Raw genomic sequence first — 19,481 nt, 5'->3', positions numbered from 1 at the left:
GAGTTAAAGAAACTAAAAAAATGTTACAACCTGATGAAGAATAAATATCTTTAGCCAATCTCATCCGAGACACTTAGTGGTATACTTTTCAATTACTAAGTGGACTACTTTTCAATTATATTATACAATCTTAAACCTAATAATGAAATAGAAGTTATAGATAATAATCCTGATTATCATTCAGAGTATGGAGTAATTAATTCAGCTTCGAGGATTGATGAGAACTCTTTTCAAGTAAATCTATCGACTAAGCTGTATGATTTTGAAGATAGAATTTGGGTTGAGGCAGATATTGAAATTAGTTATGCAAAAGTATCCGATATATACATTGATTAGCAAAGTACTGGTTGGTTGTTTCTTTTGCATATAGTTAATCATTTACTAATAGTATGGAAATTAAAAAGAGAGAAAGTATAGGTTGGATAGACCTATTGCGTATTATTGCCTGTTTTCTGGTCGTTTTATCTCATTGTTGTGACCCCTTCGTGGCTCAATTCGAAACAGATCGTAATTCTTTTCTGACTGGTGTTTCCATTGGCAGCCTTGTTCGCTGTTGCGTACCCTTATTTGTAATGATGACAGGTGTCTTGCTTTTCCCTGTGCGTATAGGTATGCTCGATTTTTATAAAAAACGTATCGGGCGTATTGTTGTGCCTCTTATTTTTTGGTCGATAGTTTTACCTATCCTGTTTTTTATTTATTTAAATTTTATCAATCCGTCTACTGCCAATCCGAGTATTATGATGGATGGTTATACACTAAAAGCTACATTAAGCAAACTATATACTTTTATTTTCAATTTTAATTTTGATACTATCCCCCTGTGGTATCTTTATATGTTAATAGGGCTTTATCTGGTTATTCCGATTCTTGGGGTATGGTTACAGCAGGCAACTAAAAAAGAAATAAAACTCTTTCTGTTTGTCTGGGGAATCTCGTTAGTACTTCCATACCTGAAAATGGTTGCCCCATTCTTAGGCTATACGGGGAATTTTGGTAACATGGGGCTTCTCGGTATTTGCGATTGGAACGATTATGGTACTTTTTATTATGTTTCGGGATTTATCGGTTATTTAGTTTTAGCCTATTATCTTGTTAAACATCCCATTAGCTGGAGTTGGAAAAAAACATTAAGTATTACGATTCCTATGTTTTTGATTGGCTTTCTGATTACATTTTTGGGCTTTATCCAGACTCAGAAATATTTTCCGGGCAATTATGCAAATCTCGAAATCGTATGGTATTTCACCGGTATTAATGTCTTTATGATGACATTCCCTGTGTTTGTCATTGTGCAAAAAATAAAAGTTCCGTCTTCTTCCCGATTATCGCGTGTGGCGTCACTCACATTCGGTGTATATCTGTGCCACTTTGTTTTTGTACAAGTAGCGTATGATTTGTTCGAGATGGTACATTCATTACCTGCATTTGTACGAATTATTGGTATGGCATGTTCATCTTTCCTTATCAGTTATCTGGTCGTTCGTGCAATGGCATGCTTCAAGTTGACGCGCCGTTTTATAGCATAATATAGTGCTTGCATATTGATTAAAATAATGTATAGAGTTTATTTTAATTATTAAACTACCCTCTGTCATCCCGAGACGTAGTGAGGGATCTTGGTTACTCCTTATTCTAGAATGGGCAGATCCCTCACTACGTCTCGGGATGACAAAAAGTGATTAGGTAGAGTCTTAGTCTATCAGTATGGCATCGTGCATCAGTAATTATTTTATATTATTCTGTATATAAATTCCTGCATAGGTGAAGCCACCGCCAAAGCCAACAAGCATCAATTTATCATTTAGCTTAACCTTGCCATCCCTTATTCCATTGTACCATGCTAACGGGATCGATGCGGCAGATGTATTTCCATACAATCTCACACTATCTAAGCACTTATACATAGAAACGTTAAGTTCGCTGAAAACGGCTTCCAGCAATCGGTAATTTGCACTATGCGGAATCAGGTAATCTACATCGGTTAATGTTGTATTATTCTTTTCCGCCAATTCTTTCACCCCATTGCTAAGGGTTTGTATAGCCCATTTGTAGACAACGCGCCCGTTTTGATGGAGTTTGTTATTTGCAATTATATCCGTACCGCTGATTGGGGCTTCCTGATTCGCCAGATATAAATCTTTTCCATAATCGCCATCTGTTCCTGTTATTGTATTAAACAGGTAATTCTCGTCCGACGCCTCTACTATAACTGCCCCTGCTGCATCCCCGAAAAGGATACATGTCGATCTGTCGGTGAAATCGGTTACTTTAGATAAAGTATCTGCACCGAATACCAGAATTTTTTTATGTGTTCCCGAAGCAATTAATCCCTTAGCCAGAATAATTCCATTCACAAATCCGGCACATGCGCTCGAAATATCAATAGTTCCGGCATGTGGGATTTTCAATCGTGATTGTACTTGGCTCGCTACACTTGGCATAGCCTGATCGGGAGTGCTTGTGGCCACGATAACGAAATCGATATCACTCAAGTCTTTGTTGTAGTTTTGAGACAGGCTCTGTGCAGCTTTTACACACATATCGCTTGTATATTCGTTCGGGGCTGAATAAAATCGTCTCTCGATTCCTGTTCTTTCTTTTATCCATTTATCGGATGTCTCGAGATAGCTTTCGAAATAAGAATTGAGTATTTCTTTTTCGGGATGATAAATACCGATTGAAGTTATTGTTGCGTTCATTTTTATGATAAATTGGTTAATATAATTAATGATTCAGTTGAAATATACTTACCAGTAAGTAAGTGTTCGGTGTAAATTTTTTTAGATATTTAATAAGCCTTCCTGTATAGATTTATATACATCGTTTCTCAAAACCTTATTCATGAGTAGGGACGAAAGCAAAGCTGAATGAATCATATAGGCTTTTGTTCTGGGAGGCTCACTGAAAATAAGCTCTCCATTCTCTTTCCCTTTCGTTAATATATCTGTCAGCCAATCGATAATGAGATCGACTAATTTCTGCAATTCTTTTTGCATATTTTCGGGGAGAGTATCGTAAGCGGGTGCGAGCGAGCCGACAATGCATGTCCAGTAAGTATCTATAAAACCATCGTGCATCGTAATGTAATTTACGTACTGTTGCCTGTTACTTAAGTTTTTCCACCGTTCTATTCTTTTGGTGAAGTAGGATGAGTTCTGTCTGATGACTTCGATACCAAGGTCTGATTTTGCAGGAAAGTAATAGTGTATAGCGGCATTCTTTATATTGAGTTGCTTCGATATATCTGTATAGCTAAAGGCATTGTAACCGACAGATCGTATCAACTCACTTGCTAGGCGTACTATTTCGCTTCTGGTATCTTTCATTCTGCAAATATATAATTATTTACTTAGTAGTAAGTATAATTTATGGTAATAATTATACCTGCAATCTGCCTCTTTAATTTGCAGAAAAGTTATATCTTAGTAAAATAACATATTGAATGTCGTATGTTTAGCTCCTCCGATCGACCTAAGTAAGAGGTTTTCCTTGTGGAGATTAAACAGGGCTGCGTGCATGGATGGATAATAAACAGGTCTGTGACCTTAATCTTGTATTTTTTGGCTAATTTTGTAGAAAGAAAAGAGCAAAATGGAATTTGACACACCGAACAAAATATTCACACTCGCAGCCGATATTGTTAGCAATACTTCGCAATCTGTTTTTCTGACAGGTAAAGCTGGTACAGGGAAGACCACCTTTCTCCATCATATTCGCAAGAATGTAGATAAAAATGTAATTGTGGCCGCACCTACGGGAGTCGCTGCAATTAATGCAGGAGGGGTGACATTACATTCTCTGTTACAACTCCCTTTCGAGCCATTTATACCAAACTTCGAAGGGAAAAAGAAACTCGAATATCATTTCAAATTGCGAAAGTCGAAAATTGAGATGTTGCGCGAGCTCGATTTGCTTATCATCGACGAAGTGAGTATGCTCCGTGCCGATATGCTGGATGCAATAGATCATTTATTACGCCGCTATCGAAATCGTCAGGAGCCTTTTGGTGGGGTACAAATGTTATTTATCGGCGATATGTTTCAATTACCGCCCGTTGTTCAACAAGCTGAATGGGAACAGTTGAAAGAATACTATGCCTCTCCGTTTTTCTTTCATGCACAGGTGCTGAACGATAATATGCCTTTGTATATCGAACTGAAAACGATATACAGACAGAGCGATCAGCAATTTATCGGTATATTGAACCGTATTCGCAACAACTGTACTACCAGTCAGGATTTAGATATTCTCAATCAACGCTACAATCCGACTTTCAGACCGTCGGAAGATGATAAATACGTTACGCTTTGTACCCATAATTATAAAGCCGATAAGATAAATAATGAAGAATTAGCCCGCTTAACCGATGAGACTTTCGTTTTTAAAGGGCACGTGAGTGGCGATTTTGCAGAAAATGCTTTTCCGGCAGAAATGAATCTTACCCTGAAACTCGGTGCACAAATAATGTTCATACGTAACGATGCAGGAGAAAGCAGACGTTATTACAATGGTAAACTGGCGACTGTTAGTTATCTGGCGAAAGATAAAATATTCGTTCGTTTCAATGACGACTCCGAAATGGAACTGGAGCAAGAAACATGGCGCAACGTCCGTTACTCGCTCAATAACGAGTCGGGTGAAATAGAGGAAGAGGAGCTGGGTGCATTTTCTCAATATCCAATTCGTCTGGCATGGGCGATTACCATACATAAGAGTCAGGGATTGACTTTCGATCGGGTCGTAATAGATGCAGGGCAAGCCTTTGCCGCAGGACAGGTGTATGTGGCTCTCAGCCGCTGTACTACTCTTGATGGCATTGTGTTTTATTCGCGTATTACGAGCAGTAGTATTCAAACAGACAAAGAGGCTCTAGCTTTTACTAATGAGGAGAAAAATCTCGACTTCTTGGAAAGTATTCTTGATGACGAAAAACCTCGATACACAGCTCAACGACTAAAGAAAACATTCGACTGGTCGCCCATGGTGCGAAGCCTTCGGGCATTTTACGAATTGGCATCAGAAAAGAAGATTCCGAATCAGGAGGAAGTGCGGACTATGATATCACAATTGTGCAATAAAGTGATAGAACAGGAAGATATAGCCCGTAACTTTCGTAAAGAGTTAGATCAGATGCTGTCTATGCCGAATCCTGATGTAACCAGATTGAAAGACCGTGTTCAGAAGGCAGTACTTTATTTCCATAATGATATACAGAACAAAATAATTCTTCCTCTCGAAGAACATTTAAGCGGACTAAAGAATGCTTCTAAAGTGAAGCTGTACTTGCGTAAGGCAACAGATATTCAGATAACTATAACAAACTTTCTTACAAAACTCGAGAATGTCTATTATGGCGATATTAATCTGACGGCTGATCTTGTATTTCCTAAATTGGAATTACCAGAAGCCCCCAAATTACCGGAGAAAGAATCGAAAACAAAACCACAGAAAGGGGATAGCCAACGCTTAACTTTGTCCATGTTTATTGATGGTAAATCGATAAAAGACATTGCTGCGGAACGTAATCTGACAGTTGTGACTATAGAAAATCATCTGGTTAGTTTTATCCTGACAGGAGAGGTCGAAATTACTCAATTGATTTCGGAAGAAAAAAAACAATATTTAGAGCCTCGATTAAAAGAGTTTTCTTTAAATTCACCACTTGGTCCGATAAAAGAAAGTTTGCCTAAAGAATATTCTTATTTCGATATAAAAGCGATGTTGAACTATCTTAAATTTTTGAATAACAATGCGCTAAAATAACCGAAAATATATTTGCCATGAAAAAAATACTTCAAAAATTATTCTCTCTCGTCTTCTTAATAGGTGTTATTTCAATTTCTACTTCCGCTCAAAATAAGCCAGTCCATATAGGTATAGATGGCTTAACTCATGCACATGTGCATGGTCTTCTACAGAATATAAATAAGGTGAATGCTCCTGTACAAATAGTAGGTATTGCCGAAAGTAATCTGGATTTGGCTCAGCGATATTCTAAACAATACGGTTTCGATATGAGTATTGTTTATAGCAGTGTTGAAGAAATGATTGCAAAAACTAAGCCCGAAGGTGTAATGGCATTCAATTCTATTTATGAGCACTTAAGTACAGTAGAAGCATGTTTGCCAAAAGGTATTCCCGTTATGGTCGAAAAGCCTTTGGCTGTTAATATGGAACACGCCGAAAAAATGGCTAAACTGTCTGATAAATACAAAACAGCAGTACTGACAAATTATGAAACTACATGGTATGCAAGCAATCATAAGGTTTATGATATGGTTAATAAGCAACATGCGGTTGGTGATATTCGCAAAGTAATTATTTGTGATGGGCACGAAGGACCTAAAGAAATTGGTTGTAATATAGAGTTTCTCGATTGGCTGACCGATCCTGTCTTGAATGGTGGAGGTGCAGTGGTGGACTTTGGTTGCTATGGCGCTAACCTTATGACATGGTTGATGAAAAACGAGCGTCCTCTTTCTGTATCGGCTACACTACAACAGATAAAACCGGATATTTATCCGAAGGTGGATGACGAAGCGACTATTGTTGTTGCGTACCCAAAATCACAGGCAATTATACAAGGTTCGTGGAATTGGCCTTTTGGTCGTAAAGATATGGAAGTGTATGGGGCGACAGGATATGTGAAGGCTCTCGATGCTGATAATATCTCATATCGTTTGTCTAAGGGAAAAGTAACTTCTGAAAAACTACCAGCCTTGCCGGCACCATACAATGACCCTTTTCAATATTTTGCAGCAGTAATTAGAGGAGATGTAAAGGTTAGTGCATATGATTTGTCGTCACTGGAGAATAACCTGATTGTCGTTGAAATATTGGATGCCGCACGTGAAAGTGCCAAAACAGGAACTATAGTAAATTTAAAACCAAATAAAGAATATTAAACTGATGAAAAGAAGTATATTTTTGGCTCTACTATTCTGCCTTGTGTCGTATATGCAGGCAGTATTTAAAAAAGATTTTAAAACTGTACGCATTACTTATGAGAGAAGTTTCAACAATCAGATAGATACCTCCTTTCATACTGTGATGGAAATATCTAATAATGTTGCGAAAATATTAACTCAAGGGGGACGCAGGAATGCAAATACGCCTGTTCAGCAGGCTTATCTCGATTTCAATTTGAATAAAGAGATTAAGGTCGCCCAACTGAATGGTGAGGAGATATTTACAACCCGCACCTTTGTTTTGAATGATAAGTTGACACCCCAGTCTGAAACCGAAGTGATTGCAGGCTATAATTGTAAAAAAGTAAAGACCATTATCAATTCGAATACATTGGAAGTATGGTATACTACCGAATTAGGGGTTAAAGGCTCTATGCAACCGGGGGTTGCTATTCCCGACGGTGTGGTGCTAAAGGTCGTTCGTAATGGTCAAAGTATTGAAAAAGCATCTAAGGTAGAATTACTTAAAAATGAAATAAGCTTGCTGCCTGTATTAGAAGGGGAAGACCTGAAAGCATCTGCATTCAATTATAAGATACAGCAAAGTGGGGTTATATCGGTTGATGTGTTTAATAACCAAAGTATTTATTTTAGAGATATTCCTAAACTTCAGGTATTAAATGATACAGAAGTAATGCAATTTGCCAATGGGTCTATTGTATTGAAAAAGGTAAAATTACCCGAAGATAATTCTGCCTACTCCATCCTTACAGAACTGGCACAACATTCCGAAGGTGATGCTTATGACCGTACGGGTACAGTATTCGTGATTCCGACTGATCGCAAACAATCATTTTTAGATGGTTTGCTGAAAGGGAAAGACGCATTGCCTAAGTATGCAGATAAGCATGGTGATACCTATGAAGGAATGGTTGCTACATCGGATTATTTTCCTCCTCTCGAATTAATGCGGTTTTATACCTCATTCGGTGTAAGAGGTTTTAATCATATAGAAGTTGCCGATTTTAATTGGCCCGATTCAATTGTTTTTAAACAAGAAGTTACGGATTATGCCAAGCAATTGAAAGGTGAAGTATGGGTTGGTGCATGGATTGGTAATTATTCGGAAAACGGACATAATGTGTCTTTAAAAATAAAATATTATCCTATAGGCAAAGGAGAAGCAGAGAAAGAGATTTATCCTCTTTTTACAACCGTTAATATATTGGAGATGGGAGGTCAGGCATATCCCGGCGGGATGTTTAGGGATGATTCTCTTACAGTTAATTTCAGAACCGATGTCGATTTAGAGAAAGCTTATATCCGCTATATCTCGACAGGGCATGGTGGCTGGAGTGGTGGCGATGAGTTCAATCCTAAACTAAACGAGATATTTATGGATGGTACACGTACTATGGCTTATACACCATGGCGCGAAGATTGCGCAAGTTATCGTGGTCTAAGTCCGGCATCCGGTAATTTTGCTAATGGTTTATCATCTTCCGACTTGAGCCGTTCTGGTTGGTGTCCCGGAGCTGTGAGTTGTCCTGTTTTCATTCATTTGGGAAATGTGAAAGCAGGTGAACATCAAGTTCGAGTTGCAATTCCTGTGGGAGATCCATCAGGTTCGAGCATTAGTTACTGGTGCACTTCCGGAGTTTTGGTCGGAGATCGTGCCAAATGATTATGTGATATGTAACTTATAATCTATTAATATAGCCTTGGGTTGATCTGCTAACCCAAGGCTATTTTGTTTTGATCTGATTTGTTAATTAAAAAATGCAATTATATTTTGGGTATTTCGAATAATATTACTTTCTTTGTTAATGTATATATGTATGTACATATAAATTGTGTATTTTATTAGTTATTGAAATGAGAAAATATTATCTGGGACTTGATATTGGAGGATCACATATTTCTGCAGCATTTGTTGATAGCATAACAGGACAGATTGCGGATGATAATGTATATGATCGTAGAATAGATTCGAAAGGCACAGCCGATGAAATTATTTCCGGTTGGCAATCAACTATACAGGATATGCTAAATACAGTGTCCGAAGAAGCAGTGCTCGGTATCGGAGTTGCTATTCCCGGTCCATTCGATTATCAAAATGGTATTTCTAAAATAGAAGGGGTTCAGAAATTTGAATCAATATTTGGTCTTAATGTAAAGCAAGCTTTCAGGAAGGTCTTCCCCGATGAAAGTAAACCGATAATATTCAACAACGATGCTACAGGTTTTGCTTTGGGTGAATATTTTTCGGGTGCTGCCAAGAATAGTAAGAAAACAATATTGTTAGCTTTAGGTACAGGTTTTGGTTCTACATTTTTAATAGATGGTATTCCTCAAACAGTTGCAGGTAATGGTATTCCCGAGAATGGATATTTATATAATATACCATTTGGGGATAAAATAGCAGACGATTGCTTTTCGACTCGTTGGTTTGCTTCTGCTTATAATCAGAAGTCAGGAATAGAAGTGAAAGGTGTAAAGGAGGTTGCAGTATCTGCCCGTAATAATGATAAACATGCACTCGCTATATTCGATGAATTTGCTAATAATTTAGCCGATTTTATGACTCCTTGGTTTTCCGATTTTCAACCTGATGTACTTATCATTGGAGGGAATATTGCTAAATCAGAAGATCTGTTTCTGGATAAATTGAAAACAAACTTAGCGAATAAAGGATTTAAACATATTGAAATTAAAATAGCTCAGCTTGAAGATAAAGCGCCAATTGTTGGTGCAGCCATGGCTATAAAACAACAAACAGATAATATTATAAAAGAGAAAGCGGACGTGAAAAGAAAGACAACACAATTTTTGATGCCTGAAAAGGCTACACCTACAACACAAGGTACATATGATATATATCCGGGATTTCCGATTGGAAACGGGAAGATAAAACAAGGTAGTGAAGGCCTTGCATCTTGGATAATGCTACATAAAACTGTGGTAATAGATGGCTATGTCGGTGTATTTTGGAATGATTTTGTGAAAAATATAGATGCAGAGCTCCGTGAAGCAGGAAAAAAAGCATCATGGTTTCATGTTGAGGCTGCGATGCACAGCCCGGAATATATCGCAGAAATGCTGAAACCTTACATGGGCGAAGAGGATTCTATCTTTGGTAAGGTAACAGATAAAAGTCTGATCGATTGGTTTGATGCAGATAAGCTAAAAGAGATAAAACCTGATAAGGATTCAGATATTAACATTGTTATTGGTTGCGGAGCCACACTCGCAGGATGGAATGGGCCTTTGATTTATGTAGACCTTCCTAAGAATGAATTACAATTCAGAATGAGGGCAGGAAAGGCATTCAATCTCGGTGCAGATAAAACGGAAGACAATAGAATAATGTACAAACGCTTCTATTTTGCAGATTGGATTGTACTTAATCATCATAAGTGTAGTGTTTTGCCATCTATCGACTTGATTGTCGATGAGCAACGTCCGGATGATTATTTATATATGTCGGGCGACGATTTGCGAAAGGGATTATCATCTATGGGGCAAAATCTGTTCCGCGTTCGTCCTTGGTTCGAGCCGGGAGCATGGGGCGGATCATTAATGAAGGAGAAAATCGAAGGATTGAATAAAGATGTTCCTAATCTGGCATGGTCTTTCGAACTGATGGTGCTCGAAAATGGCTTACTATTCGATAGTGACGGTTACCGTCTCGAAGTTTCATTCGACTTCCTTATGTTCAATAGTTACAAAGACGTTCTTGGTGACTGTGCCGAGAGATTTAAATATGACTTTCCTATCAGATTCGATTTCCTCGATACATTCGATGGCGGAAATCTATCTGTTCAATGCCATCCAAGACCCGAGTATATAAAAGAAGAATTTGGTATGCCTTTCACTCAGGATGAAACGTATTATATTCTTGATTGCAAAAATGAGCCGCATGTTTATCTTGGATTCCAAGAGGATATCGATCCCGAAGAATTTCATAATGCGCTTAAGACGAGTGAAGCAACAGCTAAGGAGATTGATATCGAGAAATATGTTCAGAAATTTGATGCGAAGAAGCATGACTTATATCTTATCCCTAACGGAACAATCCATGCATCGGGAAAAGATAACTTTGTGCTCGAAATAAGCAGTGCACCATATATATTTACCTTCAAGATGTATGATTGGGTACGTTTAGACCTCGATGGTCGTCCACGTCCTATCAATATCGATCATGGCATGAAGAATGTGAATTTCGAGCGTAAGGGTAAATTAGTAGAAGAAGAATTAATATCGCACCCAACCATAATACAGCAAACACAAGATTACACACTGGAGAAGCTGCCTACACATGCAGAGCATTTTTACGATATATATCGATATTCTTTTGATGAAGAAATTACGATGGAAAATAACAATAAATGTCATGTATGGATGATGGTGGAGGGTAATTCTGTAACAATAGAGACTAAAAATGGAATGGTTCATAATTTCAATTATGCCGAAACATTTGTGATCCCTGCTGCTGCAGAAAGCTATAGAATAAAGAATAATGGAAAAGAGAAAGCCATGATGGTTATGTCTTTGGTCCGATAAATATTCGTAATACAAGTGTTTTTAATATTATATTATTTGCTTGCAATTAATTGGATTTTCCAACCTTAATTGTTTGGCCTTAAATCAAAAACTATGAGAAATAAAATGAGTTTTTGTATTATTCTGTTCCTTAGCCTCGTTTTCGTAAACGAGGTTAAGGGACAAAATGCTTATCGTTCTGTCTGGCAGATAGGGAAAAATGATAAGAGCGCACAAGAATTTGCGCTGTATGATGCTAAGTATAGAGATTTTGCAACCACCTACAAAGATGGAGCAATAATCTATGAAGTGGGAACAAATAAGGATTCGGATTTTCCGTTTTTTCTTCCGGGTCTTAACGATTCGTGGGCTGGAAACACCAATCAGGTTTTTATTCGCTTTGGTCTCGGAGAAGTTCAGGAAAATACTACAGCAAAGCTTCGGATTAATATATTAGAAACCCATACATTGGCACCGTTGTTAGAGGTAAATGTAAATGGTTATTCGGTAAAGATTCAGACACCCAAAGGTAATAATAATGGCTTCTTGTTTGATAAGAAGATCAATTCAAAAGACTTGTTTGTAGAAGTCGCTATCCCTGCTAATGTCTTGAAGCAAGGCGATAATACGCTCGTTATCCGTAACGAATACGGTAGTTGGCTTGCTTTCGATAATATTGAATTGTCAGCCGATAAATCAGTCGTTTTAGCTAAACCAACGAAGAGTGTTACTCTTTTTGGTACAACAGCTATTCCGGCTTTGATATATGGTAAGAATAAAGAACTCCGTCAACCGTTGAAACTCTATGTAGTTAATTGGGATAATAAACCTCAGACTGTAAGTGTCAAAATGGAGGGTATCCCTACTACTAACTACAAACTGAATAAAGGTGTAAATACATTAGAGACGACAGTTCCGGAAGCAACTGCTGATAAAAATGTGTTGGCAGAAATTGTATCTAAATCGAAAGTTGTAGATGCTACCACAATTAAACTAGCACCTATTAAGAAGTGGACAATGTATCTTGTTCAGCATACACATACCGATATAGGTTATACCAAGCCTCAAACAGAAATATTAACGGAGCATCTCCGTTATATAGATTATGCTATCGAGTATTGCGAACTTACAGAGAATTATCCCGATGATGCTAAATTCCGTTGGACATGCGAAGCCGCTTGGGCTGTGCGTGAATATTTGCATAATCGTCCGCAGGAACAGATTAATAAGCTAAAGAAATATATAGATAACGGACAGATTGAGGTTGCGGCAATGTTCTTCAATATGTCGGAGATTGTTGATGAGAACTCTTTCAAAACATTCCTAGAGCCTATTCGTGAATTTAAGAAACGCGATATTCCTGTATATACGGCTATGCAAAACGATGTGAACGGTATTGCATGGTGTCTGGCTGATTATCTTCCCGATCTTGGTGTGAAATATGTATGGATGGGAGAGCATGGTCACAGGGCATTGATCCCATTCGATAAACCAACTGTATTCCGTTGGGAATCACCATCGGGAAAACCGATCTATACCTATCGTGCCGATCACTACAATACAGGTAATTTTTTTGGTATAGAGCATGGCGATGCGGACAAAATCGCTCCGCGTGTATTTTATTATTTGCAGAATCTGGATAATCGTGATTACCCGTTCGATGCGGTCGGTGTTCAATATTCGGGATACTTTACAGACAATTCGCCTCCTTCGATGGTCGAAAGCCGATTGATCCGTGATTGGAATGAAAAATACGCATATCCAAAGCTTAGAAGTTCATTAGCACATGAGTTTATGGATTATGTAACAGAAAATTATAAAGATAAAATAGAAACTCAACGTGTTGCATATCCCGACTGGTGGACGGATGGTTTCGGTTCGGCAGCCAGAGAAACAGGTGCATCCCGCAAAACTCATTCTGATTTAATCGCAGTCGAAGGCTTATTGTCCATGGCTCGTCTTAAAGGATTATTATTGCCTGCCCAAACACATGAGAAGATTCGTCGCATTCACGAAAATATACTGTTCTATGATGAGCATACATTTGGTGCAGCGGAAAGTATTAGCGATCCGATGGCTGAAAATAGTCAGGTGCAATGGGCCGAAAAATCGGCTTACGTATGGGATGCTTTGAAAAATACGCAGATGCTTTATGAAACATCAGGAGGTATACTTCAAGGTGATTTGATGAGAGGTAAAAACCCTACTATTACGTTCTTCAATACACTTAGCTGGGTGCGTTCGGAGATGATTGTTATGTATATCGATCATGAAGTTATTCCTCGCGATAAACCATTTAAATTGATAGATAAAGACGGAAAGGCTCTAAAAACGCAACCTATTCGTTCGCGTAACGAAGGAACATATTATGCTATTTATGCTGAAAATATTCCTGCGATGGGCTATAAAACGTATGAGATTGTAGAAGATAAAACTGTAGCACCTAAGTTATCTGCAGCTAAAAAACCATCTGTTATAGAAGATATTGCAATAGGTGTATTGGAAAATGAATTTTATAAATTGGTTGTTGATCCTGATAAAGGAGCTATCGTAAGCCTGTATGATAAGCAGCTTAATAAGGAAATGGTTGATACTGATTCCGAATGGGGCTTAGGTGAATTTATATACGAGAAACTCGATAACCGTCAGCAGATGGAGCGCTATGTAGTGACTGATTACAAACGTAATGGGTTAACTAATTGTGACGTAACAATGGGAGCAAACGGAGCTATTTATCAAACAATTAATATTAGTGGTAAATCGGGATGCTGTGAAGAAAAATTCGGAGTGAAAATTGAAGTTCGTCTGTTCCATAATACAAAACGTATCGAGTTGGCTTATGCAATGAAAAGACTACCCGAGACAGATCCTACAGCTATTTATGTTGCTTTCCCATTCAAACTGGATAATTCTAAATTGGCATTTGATGTGCAGGGTGGCATCTTGACTGCTGGCGAAAATCAATTGACTGGAACGTCTACAAGTTGGAACACTGTTCAGAACTTTGTGACTGCCCGAAATGATAAAGCGCAGTTTATAGTAGGTAGCGATATTGTTCCACTGGTTCAATTAGGTTCTATTTTAACCGGACCGTTTCAATATAAAAAAGAATATGAAAAACCGCATGTATTCTCGTATGTGATGAATAACTATTGGACTACAAATTTCCGTGCATCGCAAGAAGGCGAATTCCGCTGGAGTTATTACTTGACATCTTCTGACGATACATCGAATACCAAAGCGACTAAGTTTGGCTGGAGCTCCCGTGTTCCACTATATGCACGAGTGATGCCTGTGGGTAAAGATAATGGTAAGGCGGCAGACTATTCTGCATTCCATATCAACAAAGAAAACTTCTTGATGACATCTTCTACACCTTCTGTCGAGGATGGATATATTCTGATAAATGTTAGGGAGCTGGATGGAGTAGAAAGTAATTTTAGTATCTTGGATCGCAATGGAAATCCGCTGACATTTTCTATTGTTAATGCAATAGAAGAAATTGAACAAAGCGGGTTGAAAAAATTTAAATTCAAACCATTTGAAAATAAATTTATCAGATTGAAACTGTAATATCAGATAAGAATAATCGTACTAAATGTGTATTTATCATGAAAATCATAAAACTTAGTTTACTTCTTTTCGCATTTACCATACAGATGTGCTATGCACAGAAATCGAATGTTGTTTGGCAAATGGGAGTGAAAGACGGTAGTTCGAACGAATTTACCTTATCGCCCGATGCCTATAAAGACTTTCTGGCTCACGATTTCGGTTGGGAAGATCGTTTTTTCCTTATAGGTAAATCGACTCCGGCTAAAGACTGGCCTTACGTATTACCCGGACCCGACGACAAATGGGGTGGAACAAGTGGTACAGCCGGTATTCGTACCCATGTATTAAATATTCTATTTAGAATGGAGAATGCAACGAAAGGAGATTGGAAACTGGTTATTGATATTCTTGATACAAGTGACCAAAAACCGCCATTGTTTAGAGTAGGGGTAAATGGTAAATCGTGGAAATATGCATTGCCTAAAGGAAACGGTGAAGCGGCTTTGATTGGAAAATCGGATAAACATCTGAATCATACGATCGAAATTCCGCTTCCTGCTGATCTTATTCGTAAAGGCGGAAATGAAATCACACTAACGAATTTAGAAGGTTCTTGGCTGACATTCGATGATATACGTTTGGAAGGACCTGCTAATGCAAAAGTGCAAGCAGTGGATAACTCGGCTTATATCCGCAGTATAAAAACTGCTGATTATGAATTAGCAGACTTAAAAGCTCAACCGTTATTGATCGATATAGAACATCTTGAAGGAAACCCTACTGTAAGTGTGCTATTGGATGGTAAAAGTATTCTAGAACAAAAACTGGAGAAAGGGCGCTACATTCTTGAAGCTCCTATGCCTGCTGTTAAATCGAAAACAGATAGCAAATACGTTGTTTTGATAGATAAACGCCCTATCGAAAGTGGTACCGTTCAGCGAGCTCCTCAAAGAGCAATAACTCCTGCCGATTATATAGATACACGTATGGGTACAGCGCATTCACGTTGGATGATCGCTCCCGGTCCATGGATGCCATTTAGTATGGTGAAGCTAAGTCCTGACAATCAAAAAGCGGGATGGCAAGCAGGGTATGATCCTTCATTCGAAAGCATTGGTACATTCAGCCATATTCATGAGTGGACAATGGGCGGATTAGGTATAATGCCTACTAACGGACCATTGAAAACAAAGATAGGAGATCAGTCGAGCCTCGTGAAAAACGATGGTTACCGTTCGGCATTCGACAAAACAACCGAAGAAGCACCTGTAGGTTATTATAAAGTCGATCTGATCGATTCTAAAATAAAAGCAGAACTCACCGCTACAAACCGTTGTAGTTTTCAACGCTATACGTATCCTAAAGCTACCGATTCTCGTATAATGATTGATCTGCAAATACCATGCGAATACAATTTCAATATTCTGGAAGCAGAAATTCGTCAGGTCGGACCTCGTAAAGTAGAAGGATTTAGTAAACAACAGTCTAAAAATGTTTGGTCTGAAGATGCCGATCAGGATTATATTGTATTTTTTGTAATCGAATTCGATCAGGATATTAAGAAGTTCGGAGGATGGATTAACGATAATCTAACCGAAAACCAACCAATAATAGCTCAAAATCCTGAGCGTGTAGGTTCATATGTAGAATTTGATACACATACCAATCCTGTTGTCCAATCACGCACAGCTATTTCGTATGTCGATTTAGATGGAGCGAGAAAGAATCTAAAAGAAGAGGTTGCCGATCCGTTCGGATGGGATTTCGAAGCAGTCCGTAATAATCAGCGTAATGTATGGAATGATCTTCTGACTAGAATATCGGTAAAAAGTAACGATCAACGCGAAAAGATGCGTTTCTACACAAATATGTACCGTGCATATTGCCGCAATACATTTAGCGATGTGGATGGCAGATGGGTTGATGCTACTGAGAAAATACAAAAGTTTACTGATCCCGATGCTGTAGCTTTAGGTTGTGATGCATTCTGGAATACATTCTGGAATCTGAATCAACTTTGGAATCTGGTAACCCCTGAATGGTCGTCCCGTTGGGTTAAATCTCAATTGGCGATGTACGATGCTAATGGCTGGTTGGCTAAAGGTCCTGCGGGTATGGAGTATATTCCTGTAATGGTAGGTGAGCATGAAATCCCATTGCTGGTTAGTACATATCAAATGGGAATCCGCAATTATGATGCAGAGAAGATGTTCGAAGCAGTGAAGAAAATGCAAACAACGTTACCTCAAAGCGTAGGCGGTGGATTTGCCGGAAACAGAGATTTGGAAGTCTATCTTAAATATAAATTTGTGCCTGCCGACAAAGGACGTTTTTCTAATACACTGGAATATTCGTTCGACGACTGGACGGTTTCACAATTGGCGAAAGCATTGGGCAAAGATACCGATTATAAAGTATTTGCCGATAGAGGTAATTGGTGGCGTAATGCGATCGATCCTGAAACAGGCTATGCTCGCTTACGAAATAGTGATGGCAATTGGGTGAAAGATTTCGATCCGTTCAAATCGGGAGCCAATCATCATTATGTAGAAGGTAATGCGTGGCAGTTGACATTCTTTGTGCCGCAAGATGTTCCTGCATTGGCCGATATGATTGGTAAGAAAAACTTTATCGATCGTTTGACTTGGGGATTCGAAGCAAGTGAGCCTTGGCGCTACAATGCACCTGGCGACCAATATTGGGATTTTCCGGTAGTGCAAGGTAATCAGCAATCTATGCATTTTGCATTCTTGTTTAACTGGGTGGATCAACCTTGGCAAACACAGCGATGGAGCCGTTCTATAATGGATCGCTACTATGGGCATGATTTTGCAAATGCTTATTTGGGAGACGAAGATCAAGGTCAGATGAGTGCATGGTTTATAATGGCTGCAATAGGGTTGTTCCAAACAGATGGAGGTACAAACGTAGAGCCTGTATATGAAATAGCCAGCCCATTATTCGAAGAAACAGTAATTGATCTGGGTGAAAGATTTGGACGTGGAAAACAGTTTGTAATAAAAGCAAAAGATGCTTCACGCAACAATAAGTATATCCAATCTGCCAAACTGAATGGCGAGACATTAAATTCATTCAAATTTCCTGCAAAGGATTTATTGAATGGTGGTATTCTCGAATTACAAATGGGAGCAGAGCCGAATAAGAATTGGGGAATAGCTAAATAATCTAATAATAAGATTAAAATCTAATACTATGGAAATACAACAAACACAGAAAATATCGTACGCTAAAGTACTACCTGTTCTTTTCGGATTCTTCATCATGGGGTTCTGCGACTTGGTCGGTGTCTCGGTAACTTACGCGAAGGAACACTTCGGATGGACGGAAACGCAAGCAGGCTTTTTACCTTCGATGGTATTTATCTGGTTCTTTATATTGTCAGTTCCTACGGCATTGTTAACGAATAAGATAGGGCGTAAGAATACGGTGCTGATCAGTATGCTGTTTACTTTTATGGGAATGATTCTTCCTGTAATAGATTTTAGTGAAGTGACTTGCTATCTCGCATTTGCTCTGTTGGGGATAGGTAATACAATACTTCAGGTATCGCTGAATCCGTTATTGACGAATGTGGTAAAAGGAGATAAATTGACGAGCAGCCTCACTGCCGGACAGTTTATCAAAGCAATTTCTTCTTTTCTCGGGCCTATTATTGCGGGAGCGTGCTCTTTACATTTGGGTAGTTGGGAGATGATGTTCCCTATCTTTGCCGGGGTAACCTTGGTTTCGACTGTATGGTTATTCTTTATAAAGATAGATGAAGAAAAATCGGAGGAGAAACCATCTACACTTGGTCAGACGTTGGCATTGCTTGGCGATAAAAAGATTTTACTTCTGTTTTTTGGAATACTTGCGATCGTTGGTCTCGATGTAGGAATGAATATTGCAACACCCAAACTTTTGATCGAACGTTTAGGTATGGAAAAAGAAGCAGCGGGTTATGGCACAAGTTGGTATTTTGCAGCACGTACCATAGGTACACTTATTGGCGCATTCTTATTAAGTAAAGTACCTGAGAAAGCATACTTTCGTATAAATATGATAATTGCTTTGTTTGCAATGTGCGGATTGTTTGTCGCCGATTCACAACCATTCATACTGGCTATGGTCTGTCTCATCGCATTTGCATCTTCCAGTATATTTGCTGTTATATATTCGATGGCTATGCAGCATTATCCAAAGAAAGCGAATGAGGTATCGGGATTGATGATTACCGGTGTGGCCGGTGGCGCAATTATCCCACCTATTATGGGTATTTGTGCAGATGCATTCGGTAGCCAGAGAGGTTCGTTGCTAATTATCACAATATGTATGATCTACTTGCTTTATTGTGCATATGGAATAAAGATTAAGGTTAAAGGGTAAAATTTGCGATTGTTAGATTTTATTGTTTATTTTTACACTATATAAGCGGGACAAAAGATAGTTTATTTTCTTCCCGCTTTTTGTAAA

Annotated in this window: 11 protein-coding genes; 9 read left to right on the top strand and 2 right to left on the bottom strand. The window is 38.5% G+C overall.

Annotated features, from left to right (window positions below):
• The first annotated feature begins 99 nt into the window (after positions 1 to 99).
• On the top strand, positions 100 to 336 hold the full coding sequence (locus G7Y57_RS17905) for a hypothetical protein (protein ID WP_221412138.1): 237 nt from the start codon (positions 100 to 102) through the stop codon (positions 334 to 336).
• A 53-nt stretch (positions 337 to 389) separates the two neighbouring features.
• Positions 390 to 1,529, top strand: coding sequence for an acyltransferase (locus G7Y57_RS14390; RefSeq protein ID WP_165025590.1), 1,140 nt, complete (start codon positions 390 to 392; stop codon positions 1,527 to 1,529).
• Positions 1,530 to 1,727: 198 nt separating this feature from the next.
• On the opposite strand, the gene G7Y57_RS14385 is transcribed toward G7Y57_RS14390, so the two are convergent.
• Both G7Y57_RS14385 and G7Y57_RS14380 read right to left on the bottom strand, forming a co-directional pair.
• Entirely contained in the window at positions 1,728 to 2,702 is a 975-nt protein-coding gene (locus tag G7Y57_RS14385) for a ketoacyl-ACP synthase III (protein ID WP_165025588.1), read from the bottom strand.
• Between the two features lie 81 nt (positions 2,703 to 2,783).
• Entirely contained in the window at positions 2,784 to 3,329 is a 546-nt protein-coding gene (locus tag G7Y57_RS14380; protein ID WP_165025586.1) for a TetR/AcrR family transcriptional regulator, read from the bottom strand.
• Between the two features lie 265 nt (positions 3,330 to 3,594).
• Here G7Y57_RS14380 and G7Y57_RS14375 point away from each other — a divergent pair, with 265 nt between their 5' ends.
• The 7 genes from G7Y57_RS14375 to G7Y57_RS14345 all read left to right on the top strand — a co-directional run bounded on the left by G7Y57_RS14375 (position 3,595) and on the right by G7Y57_RS14345 (position 19,394).
• A complete protein-coding gene (locus G7Y57_RS14375; RefSeq protein WP_165025584.1) occupies positions 3,595 to 5,766 on the top strand; it encodes a helix-turn-helix domain-containing protein in 2,172 nt (723 codons plus the stop codon).
• Between the two features lie 17 nt (positions 5,767 to 5,783).
• Positions 5,784 to 6,908, top strand: a complete 1,125-nt coding sequence (locus G7Y57_RS14370; RefSeq protein ID WP_165025582.1) for a Gfo/Idh/MocA family protein — start codon at positions 5,784 to 5,786, stop codon at positions 6,906 to 6,908.
• A gap of 4 nt (positions 6,909 to 6,912) precedes the next feature.
• Complete coding sequence (locus G7Y57_RS14365) at positions 6,913 to 8,595, top strand: PNGase F N-terminal domain-containing protein (protein ID WP_255491470.1); 1,683 nt, start codon at positions 6,913 to 6,915, stop codon at positions 8,593 to 8,595.
• Between the two features lie 191 nt (positions 8,596 to 8,786).
• Positions 8,787 to 11,474, top strand: a complete 2,688-nt coding sequence (locus G7Y57_RS14360) for an ROK family protein (protein WP_165025579.1) — start codon at positions 8,787 to 8,789, stop codon at positions 11,472 to 11,474.
• 93 nt (positions 11,475 to 11,567) lie between these two features.
• Positions 11,568 to 15,026, top strand: coding sequence for a polysaccharide lyase family protein (locus tag G7Y57_RS14355; RefSeq protein WP_255491469.1), 3,459 nt, complete (start codon positions 11,568 to 11,570; stop codon positions 15,024 to 15,026).
• Positions 15,027 to 15,064: 38 nt separating this feature from the next.
• On the top strand, positions 15,065 to 18,193 hold the full coding sequence (locus tag G7Y57_RS14350) for a GH92 family glycosyl hydrolase (RefSeq protein WP_165025576.1): 3,129 nt from the start codon (positions 15,065 to 15,067) through the stop codon (positions 18,191 to 18,193).
• A 28-nt stretch (positions 18,194 to 18,221) separates the two neighbouring features.
• Positions 18,222 to 19,394, top strand: coding sequence for an MFS transporter (locus tag G7Y57_RS14345; protein WP_165025573.1), 1,173 nt, complete (start codon positions 18,222 to 18,224; stop codon positions 19,392 to 19,394).
• Positions 19,395 to 19,481 lie beyond the last annotated feature (87 nt).

The sequence above is a fragment of the Dysgonomonas sp. ZJ279 genome (assembly GCF_011039205.1).
GTDB lineage: Bacteria > Bacteroidota > Bacteroidia > Bacteroidales > Dysgonomonadaceae > Dysgonomonas.
Note: the sequence above shows the minus strand (reverse complement) of the source record. Positions and strands in the feature narration are given on the sequence as shown.

Excerpts from the sequence above, each read along its gene's own strand:
- G7Y57_RS14345 (WP_165025573.1), top strand. The coding sequence starts at position 18,222 with ATGGAAATACAACAAACACAGAAAATATCGTACGCTAAAGTACTACCT.
- G7Y57_RS14380 (WP_165025586.1), bottom strand. The coding sequence starts at position 3,329 with ATGAAAGATACCAGAAGCGAAATAGTACGCCTAGCAAGTGAGTTGATA.
- G7Y57_RS14370 (WP_165025582.1), top strand. The coding sequence starts at position 5,784 with ATGAAAAAAATACTTCAAAAATTATTCTCTCTCGTCTTCTTAATAGGT.
- G7Y57_RS14355 (WP_255491469.1), top strand. The coding sequence starts at position 11,568 with ATGAGAAATAAAATGAGTTTTTGTATTATTCTGTTCCTTAGCCTCGTT.
- G7Y57_RS14375 (WP_165025584.1), top strand. The coding sequence starts at position 3,595 with ATGGAATTTGACACACCGAACAAAATATTCACACTCGCAGCCGATATT.
- G7Y57_RS14390 (WP_165025590.1), top strand. The coding sequence starts at position 390 with ATGGAAATTAAAAAGAGAGAAAGTATAGGTTGGATAGACCTATTGCGT.
- G7Y57_RS14365 (WP_255491470.1), top strand. The coding sequence starts at position 6,913 with ATGAAAAGAAGTATATTTTTGGCTCTACTATTCTGCCTTGTGTCGTAT.
- G7Y57_RS14350 (WP_165025576.1), top strand. The coding sequence starts at position 15,065 with ATGAAAATCATAAAACTTAGTTTACTTCTTTTCGCATTTACCATACAG.
- G7Y57_RS14360 (WP_165025579.1), top strand. The coding sequence starts at position 8,787 with ATGAGAAAATATTATCTGGGACTTGATATTGGAGGATCACATATTTCT.
- G7Y57_RS14385 (WP_165025588.1), bottom strand. The coding sequence starts at position 2,702 with ATGAACGCAACAATAACTTCAATCGGTATTTATCATCCCGAAAAAGAA.